The 15,366-nt window shown below is 66.4% G+C and carries 17 protein-coding genes and 1 riboswitch; of the genes, 11 read left to right on the forward strand and 6 right to left on the reverse strand.

What is annotated here, in order from left to right; translation table 11 throughout:
• Positions 1-16 precede the first annotated feature (16 nt).
• Together ArtHe_RS13240 and ArtHe_RS13245 are read left to right on the forward strand one after the other, a co-directional pair.
• Positions 17-637 (forward strand): flavin reductase family protein, encoded by a 621-nt coding sequence (locus ArtHe_RS13240; protein ID WP_066303589.1) that lies wholly within the window; start codon positions 17-19, stop codon positions 635-637.
• A 211-nt stretch (positions 638-848) separates the two neighbouring features.
• On the forward strand, positions 849-2,627 hold the full coding sequence (locus tag ArtHe_RS13245; RefSeq protein WP_248317382.1) for a BCCT family transporter: 1,779 nt from the start codon (positions 849-851) through the stop codon (positions 2,625-2,627).
• Between the two features lie 112 nt (positions 2,628-2,739).
• On the opposite strand, the gene ArtHe_RS13250 is transcribed toward ArtHe_RS13245, so the two are convergent.
• Positions 2,740-3,867: an NADH:flavin oxidoreductase/NADH oxidase gene (locus ArtHe_RS13250; RefSeq protein WP_248317383.1), complete on the reverse strand. Its 1,128-nt coding sequence runs from the start codon at positions 3,865-3,867 to the stop codon at positions 2,740-2,742.
• A gap of 111 nt (positions 3,868-3,978) precedes the next feature.
• Here ArtHe_RS13250 and ArtHe_RS13255 point away from each other — a divergent pair, with 111 nt between their 5' ends.
• From ArtHe_RS13255 to ArtHe_RS13270, 4 genes are all read left to right on the forward strand, one after another.
• On the forward strand, positions 3,979-4,341 hold the full coding sequence (locus ArtHe_RS13255; RefSeq protein ID WP_248317384.1) for a helix-turn-helix transcriptional regulator: 363 nt from the start codon (positions 3,979-3,981) through the stop codon (positions 4,339-4,341).
• A 90-nt stretch (positions 4,342-4,431) separates the two neighbouring features.
• A riboswitch (guanidine-III (ykkC-III) riboswitch) is annotated at positions 4,432-4,498 on the forward strand.
• A 10-nt stretch (positions 4,499-4,508) separates the two neighbouring features.
• The gene (locus ArtHe_RS13260) at positions 4,509-4,823 is read left to right on the forward strand and encodes a multidrug efflux SMR transporter (protein ID WP_248317385.1); all 315 of its coding nucleotides are present in this window, start codon (positions 4,509-4,511) and stop codon (positions 4,821-4,823) included.
• 3 nt (positions 4,824-4,826) lie between these two features.
• A complete protein-coding gene (locus tag ArtHe_RS13265; protein WP_248317386.1) occupies positions 4,827-5,177 on the forward strand; it encodes a multidrug efflux SMR transporter in 351 nt (116 codons plus the stop codon).
• 116 nt (positions 5,178-5,293) lie between these two features.
• Complete coding sequence (locus tag ArtHe_RS13270) at positions 5,294-6,769, forward strand: amino acid permease (protein ID WP_248317387.1); 1,476 nt, start codon at positions 5,294-5,296, stop codon at positions 6,767-6,769.
• Positions 6,770-6,775: 6 nt separating this feature from the next.
• On the opposite strand, the gene ArtHe_RS13275 is transcribed toward ArtHe_RS13270, so the two are convergent.
• Genes ArtHe_RS13275 through ArtHe_RS13285 form a run of 3 tightly spaced genes read right to left on the reverse strand, consistent with a single transcriptional unit; the run spans position 6,776 to position 10,447 of the window.
• A complete protein-coding gene (locus ArtHe_RS13275) occupies positions 6,776-8,356 on the reverse strand; it encodes a HAMP domain-containing sensor histidine kinase (protein WP_248317388.1) in 1,581 nt (526 codons plus the stop codon).
• Positions 8,353-9,096 carry a response regulator transcription factor gene (locus tag ArtHe_RS13280; RefSeq protein WP_066303215.1) on the reverse strand — a complete coding sequence of 248 codons (744 nt, stop codon included), beginning with the start codon at positions 9,094-9,096 and terminating at the stop codon, positions 8,353-8,355. The genes ArtHe_RS13275 and ArtHe_RS13280 overlap by 4 nt, the downstream gene beginning before the upstream one ends.
• A 46-nt stretch (positions 9,097-9,142) precedes the next feature.
• Positions 9,143-10,447: an MFS transporter gene (locus tag ArtHe_RS13285; RefSeq protein ID WP_248317389.1), complete on the reverse strand. Its 1,305-nt coding sequence runs from the start codon at positions 10,445-10,447 to the stop codon at positions 9,143-9,145.
• Between the two features lie 150 nt (positions 10,448-10,597).
• Here ArtHe_RS13285 and ArtHe_RS13290 point away from each other — a divergent pair, with 150 nt between their 5' ends.
• From ArtHe_RS13290 to ArtHe_RS13300, 3 genes are all read left to right on the forward strand, one after another.
• Complete coding sequence (locus ArtHe_RS13290) at positions 10,598-11,038, forward strand: hypothetical protein (RefSeq protein WP_248317390.1); 441 nt, start codon at positions 10,598-10,600, stop codon at positions 11,036-11,038.
• A 156-nt stretch (positions 11,039-11,194) separates the two neighbouring features.
• Positions 11,195-11,512, forward strand: a complete 318-nt coding sequence (locus ArtHe_RS13295; protein ID WP_248317391.1) for a hypothetical protein — start codon at positions 11,195-11,197, stop codon at positions 11,510-11,512.
• A 98-nt stretch (positions 11,513-11,610) separates the two neighbouring features.
• The gene (locus ArtHe_RS13300) at positions 11,611-12,003 is read left to right on the forward strand and encodes a DUF1622 domain-containing protein (protein WP_248317392.1); all 393 of its coding nucleotides are present in this window, start codon (positions 11,611-11,613) and stop codon (positions 12,001-12,003) included.
• Here the strand turns inward: ArtHe_RS13300 and ArtHe_RS13305 are convergent.
• Complete coding sequence (locus tag ArtHe_RS13305; protein WP_248317393.1) at positions 11,957-12,463, reverse strand: hypothetical protein; 507 nt, start codon at positions 12,461-12,463, stop codon at positions 11,957-11,959. The two genes, ArtHe_RS13300 and ArtHe_RS13305, sit on opposite strands and share 47 nt — an antisense overlap.
• Positions 12,464-12,666: 203 nt before the next feature.
• On the opposite strand from ArtHe_RS13305, the gene ArtHe_RS13310 reads away from it, so the two are divergent.
• Together ArtHe_RS13310 and ArtHe_RS13315 are read left to right on the forward strand one after the other, a co-directional pair.
• Positions 12,667-12,915, forward strand: coding sequence for a PLDc N-terminal domain-containing protein (locus ArtHe_RS13310; protein ID WP_248317394.1), 249 nt, complete (start codon positions 12,667-12,669; stop codon positions 12,913-12,915).
• A gap of 128 nt (positions 12,916-13,043) precedes the next feature.
• Positions 13,044-14,312, forward strand: coding sequence for an Nramp family divalent metal transporter (locus ArtHe_RS13315; RefSeq protein ID WP_248317395.1), 1,269 nt, complete (start codon positions 13,044-13,046; stop codon positions 14,310-14,312).
• 9 nt (positions 14,313-14,321) lie between these two features.
• Here the strand turns inward: ArtHe_RS13315 and trxB are convergent, their stop codons facing one another.
• Positions 14,322-15,299 (reverse strand): thioredoxin-disulfide reductase, encoded by a 978-nt coding sequence (trxB, locus tag ArtHe_RS13320; RefSeq protein WP_248317396.1) that lies wholly within the window; start codon positions 15,297-15,299, stop codon positions 14,322-14,324.
• Positions 15,300-15,366 lie beyond the last annotated feature (67 nt).

Here is a 15,366-nt window from a genome sequence, read left to right on the forward strand (position 1 = left end):
CAGCTAAGCTCGGGGAATGAGAACGGATTTCGAACCGGCTGCCATGGGTGGGCGTGCCTTCTACCGCCTGCTGACTTCCGTGGTGGTGCCGCGGCCCATCGCCTGGGTTTCCACCGTCTCCGCCGATGGTGTGGACAATCTGGCCCCGCATTCCTTCTTCACCGTGGCCTCGGTGAACCCGCCGATGGTGTCCTTCACCTCGGTGGGTGAAAAGGACTCGCTGCGTAACATCCGCCAGACCGAGGAGTTCGTCATCAGCCTGGCGCCGGAGGAACTCTTCGAAGCGGTGAACGCCACCGGCACCGGCTTCTCCGCCGGAGTGAGCGAGTTCGACGCGGCCGGCATCGCCCGGGAACCGAGTGCCGCGGTCCGCCCGCCCCGCGTAGCCGGTTCCCCCGTGGCGCTGGAATGCCGGCTGCATGAGATCCACCCGGTGGGCGACTGTTTTGTGGTCTACGGCGAGATCATCCATGCGGCTGTCCGCAACGAGGTGCTCGACGCCGATGCGCACCCGCGGATCGAGAAGCTCCGCCCGCTCTCCCGGCTGGGCCTGAATGAATGGGGAACCATCGGCGAGGTCCGGACGATCACCCGGATACCCGCCGACCAGTGGCCCGGGCACTACCAGAAGGGCTGAATCCCGGGCGGGAACGGGCTCCTCTAAGACACTCCTGCCGGGATGGCAACCGGTGCCCGGCATCTCAATCGGGCATCAATCCTGGTTAGTTTTCGCTGCGGCTGATCTTTGCACCGGGTTGATCAGTAGACTTACATGCTGCAGAACACCCGCAACGAAGCATTCATCGGAGCAGTCTGAGCGCTTCACAGCGCAGGAGGAGAAATTGGGAATGTCCGCCACACCAGGCGCCAGTACCAGCGAAGACCCGGAGAACGACCCACCGGAAACGGCGGACAACGCCGAGGTGGACCGGGAGCCTCCCGCACCCCCGACGCGGCCCGTCAAGCGCGTCGACAGATGGGTATTCTGGCCTGCGGCCGCCATTATTGTGGCTTTCGCGTTCTTTGCGATTGTGTTTCCCGCCACGGCGACGGAGATGTTCACTTCCATCCAAACCAACGTCATCCGGTGGTTCGGCTGGTACTACGTCGCGGCCGTCGCCGTTTTCGTCGCTTTCGCCCTGTGGATCGGACTGAGCCGCTACGGCGACATCAAACTCGGTAAGGACGACGACGAACCCGAGTTCTCCGTCATGTCCTGGTTTGCGCTGCTGTTTGCCGCAGGAATGGGCATCGGGCTGGTCTTCTTCGGTGTGGCTGAGCCCCTGAGCCATTACGCGTCCCCGCCGCCAGGCGTTGCGGGCACCCCAATCCAGCTCGCCCAGCGCGCCTTGACGCAGACCTACCTCCACTGGGGGCTGCATGCCTGGGCTATCTACGTTGTTGTGGGCGTCTCCATCGCCTACGCCGTACACCGCAAAGGCCGGCCCATTTCCATCCGCTGGACCTTGGAACCACTGCTGGGTACCCGGCGTGTGGCCGGCGGCTGGGGCAACGTGGTGGACATCGTCGCACTGGTGGGAACGCTTTTTGGTGTTGCTACTTCCCTGGGCCTGGGCGTCCTGCAGATCTCGGCCGGGCTCGAAGAGGCCAACATCCTGCAGGCCACCAAGATGACGCAGATAGGCCTCATCCTCTGCATCATCACCCTCACCATTGTCTCCCTGGTCTCCGGTGTGGGGAAAGGTATGAAGTGGCTCTCCAACGCCAACCTGATCCTCGCCGGTGCGCTCCTGCTCTTCGTGCTCTTCACCGGCCCCACTCTGTTCCTGCTGCGGGAGTTCGTGCAGTCCATCGGCAACTACCTGCAGAACGTCGTGGGGCTGACGTTCAATACCCTGGCCTTCTCCGGTGCCGAAGGTGAGGCCTGGCAGGCAGCCTGGACCACCTTCTACTGGGGCTGGTGGATTTCCTGGGCACCGTTCGTCGGCATCTTCATCGCCCGCATTTCCAAGGGCCGCACCGTCCGCCAGTTCGTCGCCGGTGTCCTTCTGGTCCCCAGCATCGTCGGTTTCCTCTGGTTCACCGTCCTGGGCGGGACCGCCATCTACCGGGAACTCTTCGGGGGCGGCGGCCTCATTGCCCCGGATGGAACGGTGGACACCGAGGGTGCGCTCTTCGGCATGCTGGACGGCCTGCCGGGAGGGACCGCGCTCACCATCGGCGCCATTCTCCTGATCGGGATCTTCTTCATTACCTCCGCCGACTCCGGCGCCCTGGTGATGGGGATGCTCTCCACCGGCGGCGAGGTGGAGCCGAAGAACTGGATCCGCATCTTCTGGGCGCTCTCCGCGGCTGCTGTAGCCATCGCGCTGCTGCTGGCCAACGGCCTCGAAGCCATCCAGACCGCAGCGATCCTCACCGCGGTACCGTTCAGCGTGGTCATCCTGATGATGTGTGCTGCCACGGCGAAGGCTTTCCACCAGGAACATGCCGCGCTCATGCGGGCGCAGCGCAAACTGGCCCGTGATGAGCTGATGGCACACGTCACGGACCAGGTGCAGGAGCATTACGAAGAGCACGTAGCCGACCACGTCGATGCCGCTGTCAAGAGACAGTTCAGGCGCCGGGTCCTGCCCGTTCGGAAGGACCGCGGCAGCGGTTCCTAGAGCAGGTGGCCCACCGCGGCGGTGTGCCCCCCCCCCCCCGATCAGCCCCTGCGGCCGCCGCCGGTTCCAACCGGTGGCGGCTGCCGGGCTGATCTACAGGGTGTAGGCGTATCTACAGGGTGTAGGCGTACTGCTCAATGAAGCGGGGCTTTGTGCCCAGCTCCAGGGCGGCATCGTTGGCCCAGGAGGGGTTGCGCAGCAGCGGACGCCCGAGGAACACCGCGTCGGCCTTGCCGGAGGTTACAAGCTCCTCGGCCAGCTGTGCGGAATCGACCCGGCCCACCGCCGCCGTCAGCACACCGGTTTCCGACCGCACCACGGCGGCGTTGCGGGTCTGGTAGTCCTGATCCCGCGGGATCGGGACGACGTCCAGGCCGCCGGAGGAAGCATCGATGAGGTCCACTCCGTGCTCAGCGGCCCACTTGGCCAGCTGCACTGTCTGCGAAAGCGTCCACGATTCACGGGTATCCCCGGGATTCTCTTCCACCCAGTCGGTGGTTGAAACCCGCATAAACACGGGTTTGTTAGCCGGCCAGACGTCGCGGACGGCATCGATGGTTTCAAGCACAATCCGGGCCCGGTTCTCCAGTGTCCCGCCATAACCGTCGGTCCGCCGGTTGGCGACCGGAGACAGGAATGAGTGCAGCAGGTAGCCGTGGGCAGCGTGGATTTCAACGACGTCGAACCCGGCAGTATCCGCGCGGCGGGCCGCATCAGCGAACGCAGCCACCACACCGGCGATTTCCTCACGGGTCAGTTCGTGAGGCACGGCCAAACCGGGGAAGGCAAGCGCGCTGGGACCCACCGGCTGCCAGCCATGGTTTTCACCGCCGTCGGCCTGGCTGTCTTCAGCGATGAGCTCCCCACCTTTCCAAGGCCGGTCAACCGAAGCCTTCCGGCCGGCATGCGCGAGCTGAATGCCGGGAACAGCACCGTTATCGCGGATGCCGCGGGTAAGCCGGGCGAAGCCGGCTGCCTGATCGTCGTTCCACAGCCCGAGGTCGTACGGCGAGATCCGGCCTTCGGGAACCACGCCTGTGGCCTCTACCAACACCAGTCCTACGCCCCCTGCGGCGCGTGTGGTGTAGTGCGCGTAGTGGAAGTCATTGGGCCGGCCGGCCAGCTCCGGCTGGGGCGCGGCGGTGTACGTGCACATCGGCGACATCCAGACACGGTTGGGGATTTCCACATCACGGATCTGGATCGGATCGAACACGTTCGTCACAGCTAAAGTCTCCATTCGTGTTGCCTAGTACGCTGTACGTCGTACAACGACCGCAATCGTACAACACGGTATGATGCTGGTTGTACTTCGTGATGAGACGCATCACCGCATCCAGTGGAGGAATACGTGGCACGCGAGCTGACCCACCCGGACATCACCAAGGTGTCCCTGGACGCCGTCCTGGCCGCCCTCGCCGACCCGATCCGGCGGGAAATCATCGCTCAGCTTTCCACCGGGCACAATGATCAGGCCTGCATTGCCTTCGACCTCCCTGTCTCCAAGTCAACCTCCACCCATCACTTCCGGGTGCTGCGCGAAGCTGGCCTGATCACCCAGCGCTACGAGGGCACCGCCATCCTCAACACCCTGCGCTGCGAGGACATGGAGACCCGGTTTCCGGGCCTGCTCGACGCAGTCATCGAGGCGGAATGCCGCACGCGCGGCCAAGCCCCCAGATCCCCGGCAGAACCCGCTCCAGAGCATCAGTAAGACCCGGATCCATCCTGGTCTCCCTTGCAGCACGGCGGCTGCACCGCTCAACGCCGCGGCACCGGATCGGGGATTTTGCTACCGTTGAGAGCAGGGCCCGCATCTTCCGGCCCCCGGACGACGGTTCAGTACCCGGCACGCGACAAGACTGGCCAAAGGATCTAGAAATGTCATGGGCCATTCTCATCGCTTCCGGGATGCTTGAAGCTGTCTGGGCAACAGCACTCGGTAAGTCGAACAACTTCCGTAAACCCCTCCCAAGCATCGTGTTCGTGCTGGCGCTGACCGCCAGCATGGCCGGACTCGCCTGGGCGATGCTGAGCATTCCGGTTGGCACTGCCTACGCCGTCTGGGTGGGTATCGGCGCCGTCCTCACCGCGGCCTACGCCATGGCCTTCGGCGGCGAAAAGGCCACCGTCGCGAAGGTGGTGCTGCTGATGGGAATCATCGGCTGCGTTGTCGGCCTGAAGGTGGTGGCATAACCCATGGCCTGGATCATCCTCATTCTCAGTGCCGTCCTCGAAGCTGTCTGGGCCACCGCACTGGAGGCCTCAAACGGGTTCACCGTGCTGCTTCCCTCGGTCATCTTCGCCGCCGCTGCCGCACTGTCCATGGCAGGGCTTGGTTACGCCATGAAGTTCATCCCCATCAGCACTGCCTACGCCGTCTGGACCGGGCTCGGTGCCGTCCTTACCGTGGCCTGGGCCATGGCCACCGGCAGCGAGGAACCAGGGGTACTCAAGGTCCTGTTCCTGGCCGGGATCATCGGCTGCGTGATCGGGCTGAAGCTCGTGGACAAGGCTGCGTCTGCTCCGGAGAAACAGGAAATCCCCTAGCCGGAGGTTGCCCGGATTCCCGTCTGTGCCGCCGCTAAACCGGCTGCCGGGGTTACAAAGCCGCACGTCACGGTTGATACTGCACAGACGCACCCCCATCCGGTCAAGGAGCCGATATGTCCGTGGCAGATAAGGATCACTCAGTCTTCCGGCGTAAGCCGATCGAGGAAACCGAGGCTGAAGCCGGCGAAGGAACCAAGCTCTTCAAGAGCCTGGGCCTGTGGCAGCTGACCGCCATCGGCGTCGGCGGCATCATCGGTATCGGCATCTTCACGCTCGCCGGACTCGTGGCCAACGGCGGGCCGGATGCGGAAGGGGTGGGGCCGGCCGTTGTGATCTCCTTCCTCACCGCCGGGCTCGCGAGTGCCGCGGCCGCACTGTCCTATGCGGAGTTCGCCGGAATGGTGCCGCGTGCCGGGTCGGCCTACACCTACGGGTATGTCGCGCTCGGCGAGATCATCGGCTGGTTCATCGGCTGGGATCTGCTGCTGGAGTACACGGCGATCGTCGCCGTCGTCGCCATCGGCATTTCCGGGTACTTCACCGAGTTCATGTCCGGAATCGGTGTCGACGTTCCGGTCTGGATGCAGGGCACCGGAGACGTCATCGAAGGCGGCCTGGTCAACCTGCCCGCCGTCGTCGTCTGCCTCTTCATTACCTTCATCCTCAGCCGGGGCACCCGGACTTTCGGCCGGTTCGAACTGGTGGCGGTGGCCCTGAAGGTGCTGCTGATCCTGTTCATCATCGGGCTCGGCGTGTTCTTCGTGAACACCGACAACTACACCCCGTTCCTGCCCAACGGCTTCGGCGTGGTCTTCACCGGCGCCGCCACGGTGTTCTTCGCCGTTTTTGGCTACGACGCCATGAGCACCGCCGCCGAGGAAGCAACCGACGGCAAGAAGCACATGCCCAAGGCCATCCTGCTCTCCCTCGGTGTGGCAATGCTGCTCTACGTGCTGGCCACCTTGGTGCTCACCGGCATGCAGAACTACTCGGAGATCAGCCCGACGGCGGGATTCGCCTCAGCGTTCCAGAGCGTGGGTCTGCCGATTATCGCCACGGTGATTTCCGCGTTCGCCGTTATATCGATCCTGACCGTGATGCTCACCTTCCTGCTCGGGGTCACCCGGGTCTGGTTCTCGATGAGCCGCGACGGGCTGCTCCCGCGCTGGTTCGCCGGCACCGACTCACGCGGCACGCCGCAGCGGGTGACCTGGATCGCCGGCGGCGCGTCCGCCCTGCTGGCCGGGTTCTTCCCCATCCGGGCGGTCGCGGACCTGACGAACATTGGCATCCTCGCAGCCTTCGTGGTGGTGTGCGTGGCAGTGATCGTTCTGCGGCGCACCCAGCCGGACGCGCCGCGGGAATTCCGGCTTCCGCTGATGCCGTGGGTCCCGGCGTTCGGCGTCCTGGCCTCCGGGTTCCTGATGCTGCAGCTGCACTGGGAGACCTGGGTCCGGTTCGGCGTCTGGCTGCTGGTCGGCATGGCCCTGTACTGGTTCTACGGGCGCCGGCACTCGCTGCTGAATCCGGACAGCCCCCGGCACCGGACGCCGGGGCCGGCTGCTCCGGCTCCGGACACCGCCGGATAGACCGGGCTACTGCCGCGGGCTGGACGCACCCCGGTCCGGAACCGTGCCCGCAGGCAGCCGGACGGTGAAGACCGTGCGGCCCGGTTCGCTGTCCAGGCTGATGCTTCCATGGTGTGCGCTGACGATTGCAGCCACGATCGCCAGCCCCAGGCCGGAGGATGCTGCCCGCCCGCTGCGGGCTGCATCCGCACGGGTGAAGCGGGAGAAAATGTGCTCCTGGAAGGCTTTCGGAATGCCGGGGCCGTTGTCCGCCACAGTGATCACCGCCCCTCCCCCAGCGTCCGGGGCCAGCCTGGTGCTGATCGTGGTCCCGGGGTCGGTGTGCCGGCTGCCGTTGGTCAGCAGGTTGATCAGGACCTGCCGCAGCTGGCCGGGGTCCCCCTGCACAATCACGGGCTCTTCCGGCAGGGAAATGGTCCAGTTGTGGTCCTGCGCCGCCACCCGGGCGTCGCTGACCGATTCAATCACCAGCTGGGTCAGGTCCACTTCCTCACGGACCTCCCCGCGGCCTTCATCCAGGCGGGCGAGCAGCAGCAGGTCCTCCACCAGCCCCGTCATCCGGCGGGATTCAGCTTCCACCCGCCCCAGCGACTGCTGGCCGTTGGCGCTGAGATCCTCCGTCAGGCGGACCATTTCGGTGTAGCCGCGGATGGAGGTCAGCGGCGTCCGCAGCTCATGGCTGGCGTCGGCGACGAACTGCCGGACCTGCGTTTCACTGCGCTGGCGCACCGCCAGCGCGTGGGAGACGTTGTCCAGCATCCGGTTAACGGCCAGTCCCACACTGCCAACCTCGGTGGCCGGATGCGTCAGTTCTTCCGGCACCCGCTCCGGCAGGTCGACGTCGCCCGATTCCAGCGGCATGGTGGCCACCTGGGTGGCGAGGGCGGACACCTTCTCCAGGGGACGCAGCGCGCGCCGGATAATCAGATAACTGAGCACCCCGGTGACGGCCAGGCCCACGGCCGACACCCCGGCAATGGTCAGGCCCAGCGAGAAGAGCGTGTTGTTCTTTTCCGCGACCGGAAGCCCGGAGACGACCACGGTTCCAACCGTTCCCGGCTGGGGCTGCGCCACGAGCCGGTACTCGCCCACCGAAAGCGTCCGGGTGACCGGCTCGCGGACCGGGGGCACTGCCGCGATGATCTCCAGGTCGGATTCCGGCAGCGGAGCCCGGGCGCCGTCCGGCTGCACAACCGCGGCACCAACCACGGCACCGTCCGTGACCCGGGCGCCCAGCATCCCAATCCGTCCCTGGCCCGGGGCATCGAGTGGATCCCGGTCCGGATCGGGGAACCTGCCGTGCGGGAACTGGAAACCGGCGGCCCGGTCAGAAGCCCCGATCAGTGTCTGGTCCAGCTGCCGGGTCAGGTAGACATTCATCACCGCGTGGCTGAAGAAGCCGATGGTCAGGCAGGTGAGAAGCAGAAGGGCCAGTGTTGCGGCGAGGAGCTTGCTGCGCAGCCGCCAGCCTTCCAGCCACCGCGCCCAGCGCGGCTGCCCCGGCTGGGACCCGGGTGCGCTGTGCGCTCCGGCGGCGGACCGCGCCGCCCCCGGTCCCTGTCTCCCGGAACTGCCCAGACCGCTCATGTGGCCGGTTTTAGCACGTATCCGGCCCCGCGGACGGTATGGATCATCGGCGGACGGTCGACGTCGATCTTCTTGCGGAGGTAGGAGATGTACAGTTCCACGATGTTCGCCTGCCCGCCGAAGTCGTAATCCCAGACCCGGTCCAGGATCTGCGTCTTGCTGACCACGCGGCGCGGGTTCTCCATCAGGAAGCGGAGCAGTTCAAACTGGGTGGCCGTCAGCTGGATCTCGTCCCCGCCCCGGGTGACTTCCCGGGTATCCAGGTTGAGCACCAGGTCCCCCACCACCAGTTCGGAGGTATCCGCCGAAGCAGCTCCGGAACGCTGGACCAGCCGGTGCAGGCGCAGCAGCACCTCCTGCAGGCTGAACGGTTTGGTCACGTAGTCGTCTCCGCCGGCGGCCAGGCCCGTGATCCTGTCCTCCACGGCGTCCTTGGCCGTCAGGAAGAGGGCCGGAACGTCCGGGTCGAAGCTGCGGATCTTGCCGAGCGCCTCAACGCCGTCGAACTCGGGAAGCATCACGTCCAGGACGAGGACGTCAGGACGGAACTCGCGCGCCTTCGCGACGGCGGATCGCCCGTCTCCGACGGTGGCGACCTCCCAGCCGGTCATCCGCAGGCCCATGCTGATCAGGTCGGCGAGGTTGGGTTCGTCGTCGACCACCAGGGCCCGGATGGGAGTGCCATCCGGGTGCATGAGCTTGGGCAGATTGGCTGCGAAGTTGTTCGGGGCCTCGGTCATGTAAGCCTTTCCATCGGGTCCGCGGAAACCTGCTTTGGGGGACAGCTTAGCCACCCGGCTGCGGCGGGCCGGGCGCAGCTGCGCCCGTGGCGCCGTTTCGATCATCCCCCGGCCGGCTTTCGGCATCCTTGTTCATTCCTGTGCGGGAACTGTGAGCCGGTGTTCCGCCCGCGTTGGGCGCGTCCAGCCGGCGGTACCCCAGGCCGGTGGCGACGCACAGCAGGTAGGCGCCGCCGATGAACAGCCAGCCGTCCAGGAATCCGCCGGAGAACTCCAGCAGCAGGCCCATGGCCAGGGGCCCCAGCGCAAAGCCTGCATACATGCCCAGCGAGACCGCACCGGAGGCGGCTCCGACGCGCTGCTTGGGCACTTCGCGGAGGACTCCGGCCATCACCACCACGTTAACGCCAAGGACAGAGGCACCGTGGAACAGCACCCCGGCCCAGAGCAGCGCCGGCGCGCCTGTCTCTCCGGCTGCGAGGAGCAGGCCCGCGCCGCAGATTGCCCCGGCGGCCAGGACCAGCAGCAGGGTGGAGGCGCGGACGCCCTCGGCCATCCGCCGGCCCCACAGCACCCGGGAGGCCACCCCCACGATGCCCGCCACAGCCGCGGTGGCGCCGCCCATCAGCAGGGAGAAACCGAGCTCCCGCTGGGCGAAGAGCGGCAGGTAGACGTTGGTGGCCTGCATACCCGCCCCGGAGAACAGGGCGAAGGCGGCGAGCAGCCAGACCGGCACCGGGAACCGGCGGTCCGCCGGTTCCCGGCTGGCCTTGTCCTGGGCCGGCCGGCGCGGCTCTTTGGACAGCCGGTTCCAGGAGTAGAGCAGGAGCAGGCCCAGGACCGCGGCAGCTCCGACGGCGGCACCGCGCCAGCCGGCGAACAGTGCGGCAGCCGGGAAGAACAGGCTGGAAAAAAGCTGGCTGGCCTGCACGCCGGACTGCTTAATGCCCATCCAGCCGGGGCGCTTGGCGGGTTCCACCGAGTGGATGATGATCCGGTTGGTGGTGGGGTTGGAAATGGCCTGCGCCGGTCCGGAGAACAGGACGGCGGCCAGCAGCCAGAGGTAGTTTCCCGAAACAGCCATAAAGATCAGGGCCAGTGCGGTGCCGCCGAAGATGATCAGCAGCTGGGAGCGGGCGCTGATGCGGTCACTGAGCCGTCCCAGGGACATGGAGGACAGTGCCGCGCTGCAGAAGCAGGTGGCCGCCAGCAGCCCGAACTGGGCCTCGCTGATCCCCAGGTCAGCCATGATCAGGGTGCTCGTGGCTGACAGTCCGTAGTTCATGACCGGGCCGGCGCCCATGGCACAAACCAGGACAAAAAGCAGGCCGGGGCCGGGGGTGGAGCGCAAGATTTTCCCTTCCTGGAACGACACACACCATTGTGGCCTGTGTATGCCAGTGTTACGGACCAAAAAGGACTAATATCAGCCTTAGGGTCCACCATCACCGGACCCGCTTAGCTGGGGGAGTTCCAATTGGGCAGTGAGTCTCAGGCGCGCGTGCCTTCACCACGCCGCCGCTCCGTAATGCTCTACCGCCGTGCCCGTACGGCCCTGATTCTGGTTGGGGTGTTCTGGCTGTGGCTGCTGTTCGGCAGCGCAGCGTTCGTTGCATCCCTCTTCGACAGCCCGTTCTATGCGATGCTCGCGCTGTATGCGTTGGGTACCGTCACGTTGATTTCCCTGCTGATCGCTCCGGTGGCGCTGGCCTACCTGCTCATGAACCGCCAGCCGGCGCTCACGGCACCGGCCGCAGCAGACCGGCCGGTCCGGGTGATCCGTCCGGACCAGCCTGCCCAGCCGCCCAGATCTGCCGAGGCGGCGCGTTTCCCCCGCTCGGATCTGGCTCCGGTGATCCGGATGATTCCGCGCAAGGTCAAGGACGGCGGGACTGCCCTGGGCTCCCGTGCGGCCGCAAAATGGCGGGATCTGGCCTCCTAGATACGGCTGCACTGTTCTGAGGCGGGTCCCGCCGGACCCGCGTCCTTCCCCGGCAGACGCCGACCGCCTGACACGCCGACCGCCTGACACGGACCCTGGCGGCCGGGATGATGCCGGCCGGAAGCAATGTCAGTGCCGGCAGCGACAGTGGAGTGCATGAGAGCATCCACGCACCCCGCCCCGCACCCCCAGACAGCTGTCTCCGGTCCACGCGTTGCCCACGCCACCTACCGGCGCGAACCCTATATCCGCTGCCGTATGGACGGCTTGGCGGTGGACGGCAAGGCCGCTGCCTGGACCCGCACCCATGTGCTTGTGCATTGGATCGACGACGACGCCCGGGCCCACAACCGCTGGGTCCCTGCTGCCGCCGTCGTGCGTATTCCCCGGGACGATTCTGCCTGGCGCGATCCGTACGACGATTTTGCCTTCTACTACGACACTTCACCCCAACCGGCGGCTCCGGCGCGCTAGGCCATTGACAGCCGGACCGGCACAGGGCTCAGTGGACTCAGCGGGCTCGCTGCGGAGTGCACCGGCATTCCAGGGGCGGAAGGGGCAGGTGCCTGGGTATGGATTTCCACAAACTCATCGAATCAGCCGGGGCGCTGGTGGACCTGGCGGGTGTCGCGGCGATCGTTGCCGGCGCGGTGGTGGCAACCATCATCGCCGGCACGGGCCTGCTCCAGCGCCGGTCCAGCGTGTATGAGGTCTACCGGCAGCAGCTGGGGCGGGCGATCCTGCTGGGATTGGAGCTGCTGGTAGCCGCGGACATCATCCGCACGGTGGCTGTTACCCCCACCTTCGAGTCCCTGGGGGTGCTGGCGGTGATTGTGCTGATCCGCACGTTCCTGAGCTATTCGCTGCAGCTGGAGGTCACCGGGAAACTGCCCTGGCAGAGCGGGCCGGCCGCTCCGCTCAAGGTACCGGCAGTACCGGGGCGGAAGCCTGATCCTGCCGGGTAGCCGCAGTATCGCGGAAGGCCCGCACCAGGACCACCACCGAGATAAACAAGGTGGCGATGCCGAACGGATTGGCCAGGGCCGCCGAGTACCCCAGGACCTCCTCGCCGGCCAACCCGGACAGTATCGACCCGCTGCCGGGTGTGCCGAAATCCGGAACGAAGAAGCCGAAGGCAGCCGCCAGGAGGTAGTTGCCCAGCAGCAGGAGCGAGGTTTTGAGCGGGGCGCCGAAAGGGCGCCGGGCCTTGGCGTTAACGGTGATTTTCACGGCCGCGGTGAGCATCAGGACGGCGAGGACCGGACCGGCGGTCAGGGCGAAGATCGGGACGAGCTGACCCTCCACACCGAACAGGATGCGCCCGGCAGTAATCCACAGCGGCATAACGATGGCCATGGGGATGCTGATGGCAGCCATCACAAGAGTGAAGCTGCGCGAAAACGCAGAGGGTGCAGGAGCGGGCATTCTTCAACTCTAGCCGGGCCCGGACTGGCCTCTCATGTGCAGGGATGATCCCCGGCGGCACCGAACTCATCTTCAAGGATGATGTGCAGCGCGGCATGGGAAACCTACGCTGGGAACCGTGCCGGCCGAACAGCGGTTTGGATCTTCCGGTTCTCTCCAGAGTCCCTCTCACCAGCCTTCCGTCGAAAGCGCCCGGTTCAATCATGCCCGTTGAGTTCCTGATGTGGATTCCAGCAGCCGCCCTGCTGCTGCTCCTCGTCCTCACTTTGACGGCCGGGGCGCTGTTCAGCCTCTACCGCACAGACTGGGCAGCCGGCGGAGTGCGGGCACTCTGGTGCGCTGCGATCCTTCTGCTGCCGGTGGGCGGCGCCCTGGCCTGGCTGGCTGTGCTGCAGCGCCGCACCCGCTGCGAACCGGCGGTCGAGAGCGGCAGCTCAGAGGCCGCTGGATAGCCCTTCCACGTTTCTTCGACGGCGGTTCCTCGCCTGAAAAAGTGACGGCAGCAACCAACCACTAAGATGTTTCACACTCCTGCGTGAAACTCTTAGGCACGCCGAACTCACGGTGCTACGTTAGCCATATGCTCCACAAAGCAGCACCCTCCGACACCACTTCCCGGCCCGCCCGGGGTGCGGCAAAGACCCGCCTGCCCTGGCTGCTCGGACCGGCGCTCGTGGCTGGTGTGGCGTATCTGGATCCAGGCAACGTGGCCAGCAACATGACCGCCGGAGCCCGGTTCGGCTATCTGCTGGTGTGGGTCGTCGTCGCCGGCAACACCATGGCCTGGCTGGTGCAGTACCTCTCCGCCAAACTGGGGCTCGCCACCGGGCGGAGCCTGCCGGAACTGGTGGGCCAGCGGGTCAAATCCCGGGCCGGCCGCCGGCTGTACTGGCTGCAGGCCGAACTGGTGGCCATGGCCACCGATGTCGCGGAGGTGATCGGCGGCGCCGTCGCCCTCTGGCTGCTCTTTGACCTGCCGCTGCTGGCAGGCGGAATCATCACCGGCACCGTGTCGATGGCCGTCCTGGCGCTGCAGGGCAGCGGGCGGCACCGCGGCTTTGAATACGTGATCGTTTCGATGATGGCCATCATTGTCATCGGCTTCACAGCCGGTGTGTTTATCGCCCCACCGGATGCCGGAGCAGTCGCAGCGGGGCTGGTGCCCCGGTTTGAGGGCGCCGAGTCCGTCCTGCTGGCCGCCTCCATCCTCGGTGCGACCGTTATGCCGCACGCCATCTATGCGCACTCGGCACTGACCCGAGACCGGTTTCCCGAGCGGACGCAGCAGATGACCACGTCGACGCTGATCCGGGCCACCCGCTGGGACGTCACGATTGCCCTGGCCGTTGCCGGCACAGTGAACCTCGCCATCCTGCTGCTGGCTGCCACCTCACTGCAGGGCGTGGACGGTACGGACACGCTCGACGGCGCGCACGCGGCGATCGACGGCGCCCTCGGTGGCGGAATCGCGTTCCTCTTCGCGCTCGGGCTGCTGGCCTCCGGGCTGGCGTCCACCTCGGTCGGGGCCTACGCCGGCGCCGAAATCATGCAGGGCCTGCTCAAGGTCCGAATCCCGATGCTGCTCCGCCGGCTGGTCACTCTGCTGCCGGCGCTGGGCATTCTCGCAGCGGGCATTGATCCCACCTGGGCCCTGGTACTGAGCCAGGTGGTGCTCTCCTTCGGCATTCCGTTCGCCCTGGTGCCGCTGCTGTGGCTGACCTCCAGCGCAGACCTGATGGGGATCCACCGGAACCGCTGGTGGACCACTGCCCTGGGCGCCGTCGTCGCGCTCCTGCTCATCACACTGAACATTGCCCTGCTCGTCCTGACCTTCACCGGCGCGGCCTAGACCCGCACTTCAGCCGTCCAGCGCTCCCTCTACCAGTGCGGTGGCAATGGCATCGGCGTCCTGGACCGCGGCCAGATAGCGTTCCGCGTCCAGGGCTGCGGAACAGCCGGTGCCGGCGGCGGTGATGGCCTGGCGGTAGCGGTGGTCCACGGCGTCGCCGCAGGCAAAGACGCCGTCCACGTTCGTCTGGGTGGTGGGTGCGGCCACGCGGATGTAGCCGGCGTCGTCCAGGTCGATCTGCCCGTGCAGCAGTTCCGTACGCGGGACGTGTCCAATTGCCACGAAGACTCCCCCGACGGCCAGCTCACGGGTTTCGCCCGTGACGGTGTCCGCCAGGGTCAGCCCGGTGACCTTGTCCCCGCCCTGGATCGCGGTGACCTCGCTGTTCCAGGCAAAGCTGATCTTTTCGTGGCATTTGGCCCGCTGGGCCATGATCCGGGAGGCCCTGAGCTCACTGCGGCGGACCACCACCGTCACGTTCCTGGCGAAGCGGGTCAGGAAGAGTGCCTCCTCCATGGCCGAGTCTCCCCCGCCCACCACCGCCACATCCTGGTTTCGGAAGAAGAAGCCGTCGCAGGTGGCGCACCAGGAAATTCCCCGGCCGTTCAGCTTCTTTTCCTCCGCCAGCCCCAGCTCCTTGTAGGCGGAGCCGGTGGCGAGGATAACGGTGCGGGCCTTCCATGTAGTTCCGCCGCCGGTAACCACCCGCTTGGTGTGGCCGGAGAGGTCCACCGAGACGACGTCGTCGTACTCCACCACCGCACCGAACTTTTCTGCCTGCCGTTTGAGCGCCTCCATGAGGTCCGGCCCTTGGATCCCGTCAGGGAATCCGGGGAAGTTCTCCACCTCGGTGGTGTTCATCAGTGCGCCGCCGGCGGTCACGGAACCGGCCAGGACCCGGGGTGCCAGGCCGGCGCGGGCGGCGTAGACGGCAGCGGTGTAGCCCGCGGGACCGGAGCCGATAATCAGGACGGAATCGGTTGTCATGGCTGCTCCTTGAGGATGGCCAGGTGTAGGGCCGGTTCCTCCAGTGTGGAACCGCCGGCCCCGCACT

Origin of the sequence: Arthrobacter sp. Helios (assembly GCF_023167125.1) — a bacterium.
GTDB lineage: Bacteria > Actinomycetota > Actinomycetes > Actinomycetales > Micrococcaceae > Arthrobacter_B > Arthrobacter_B luteolus.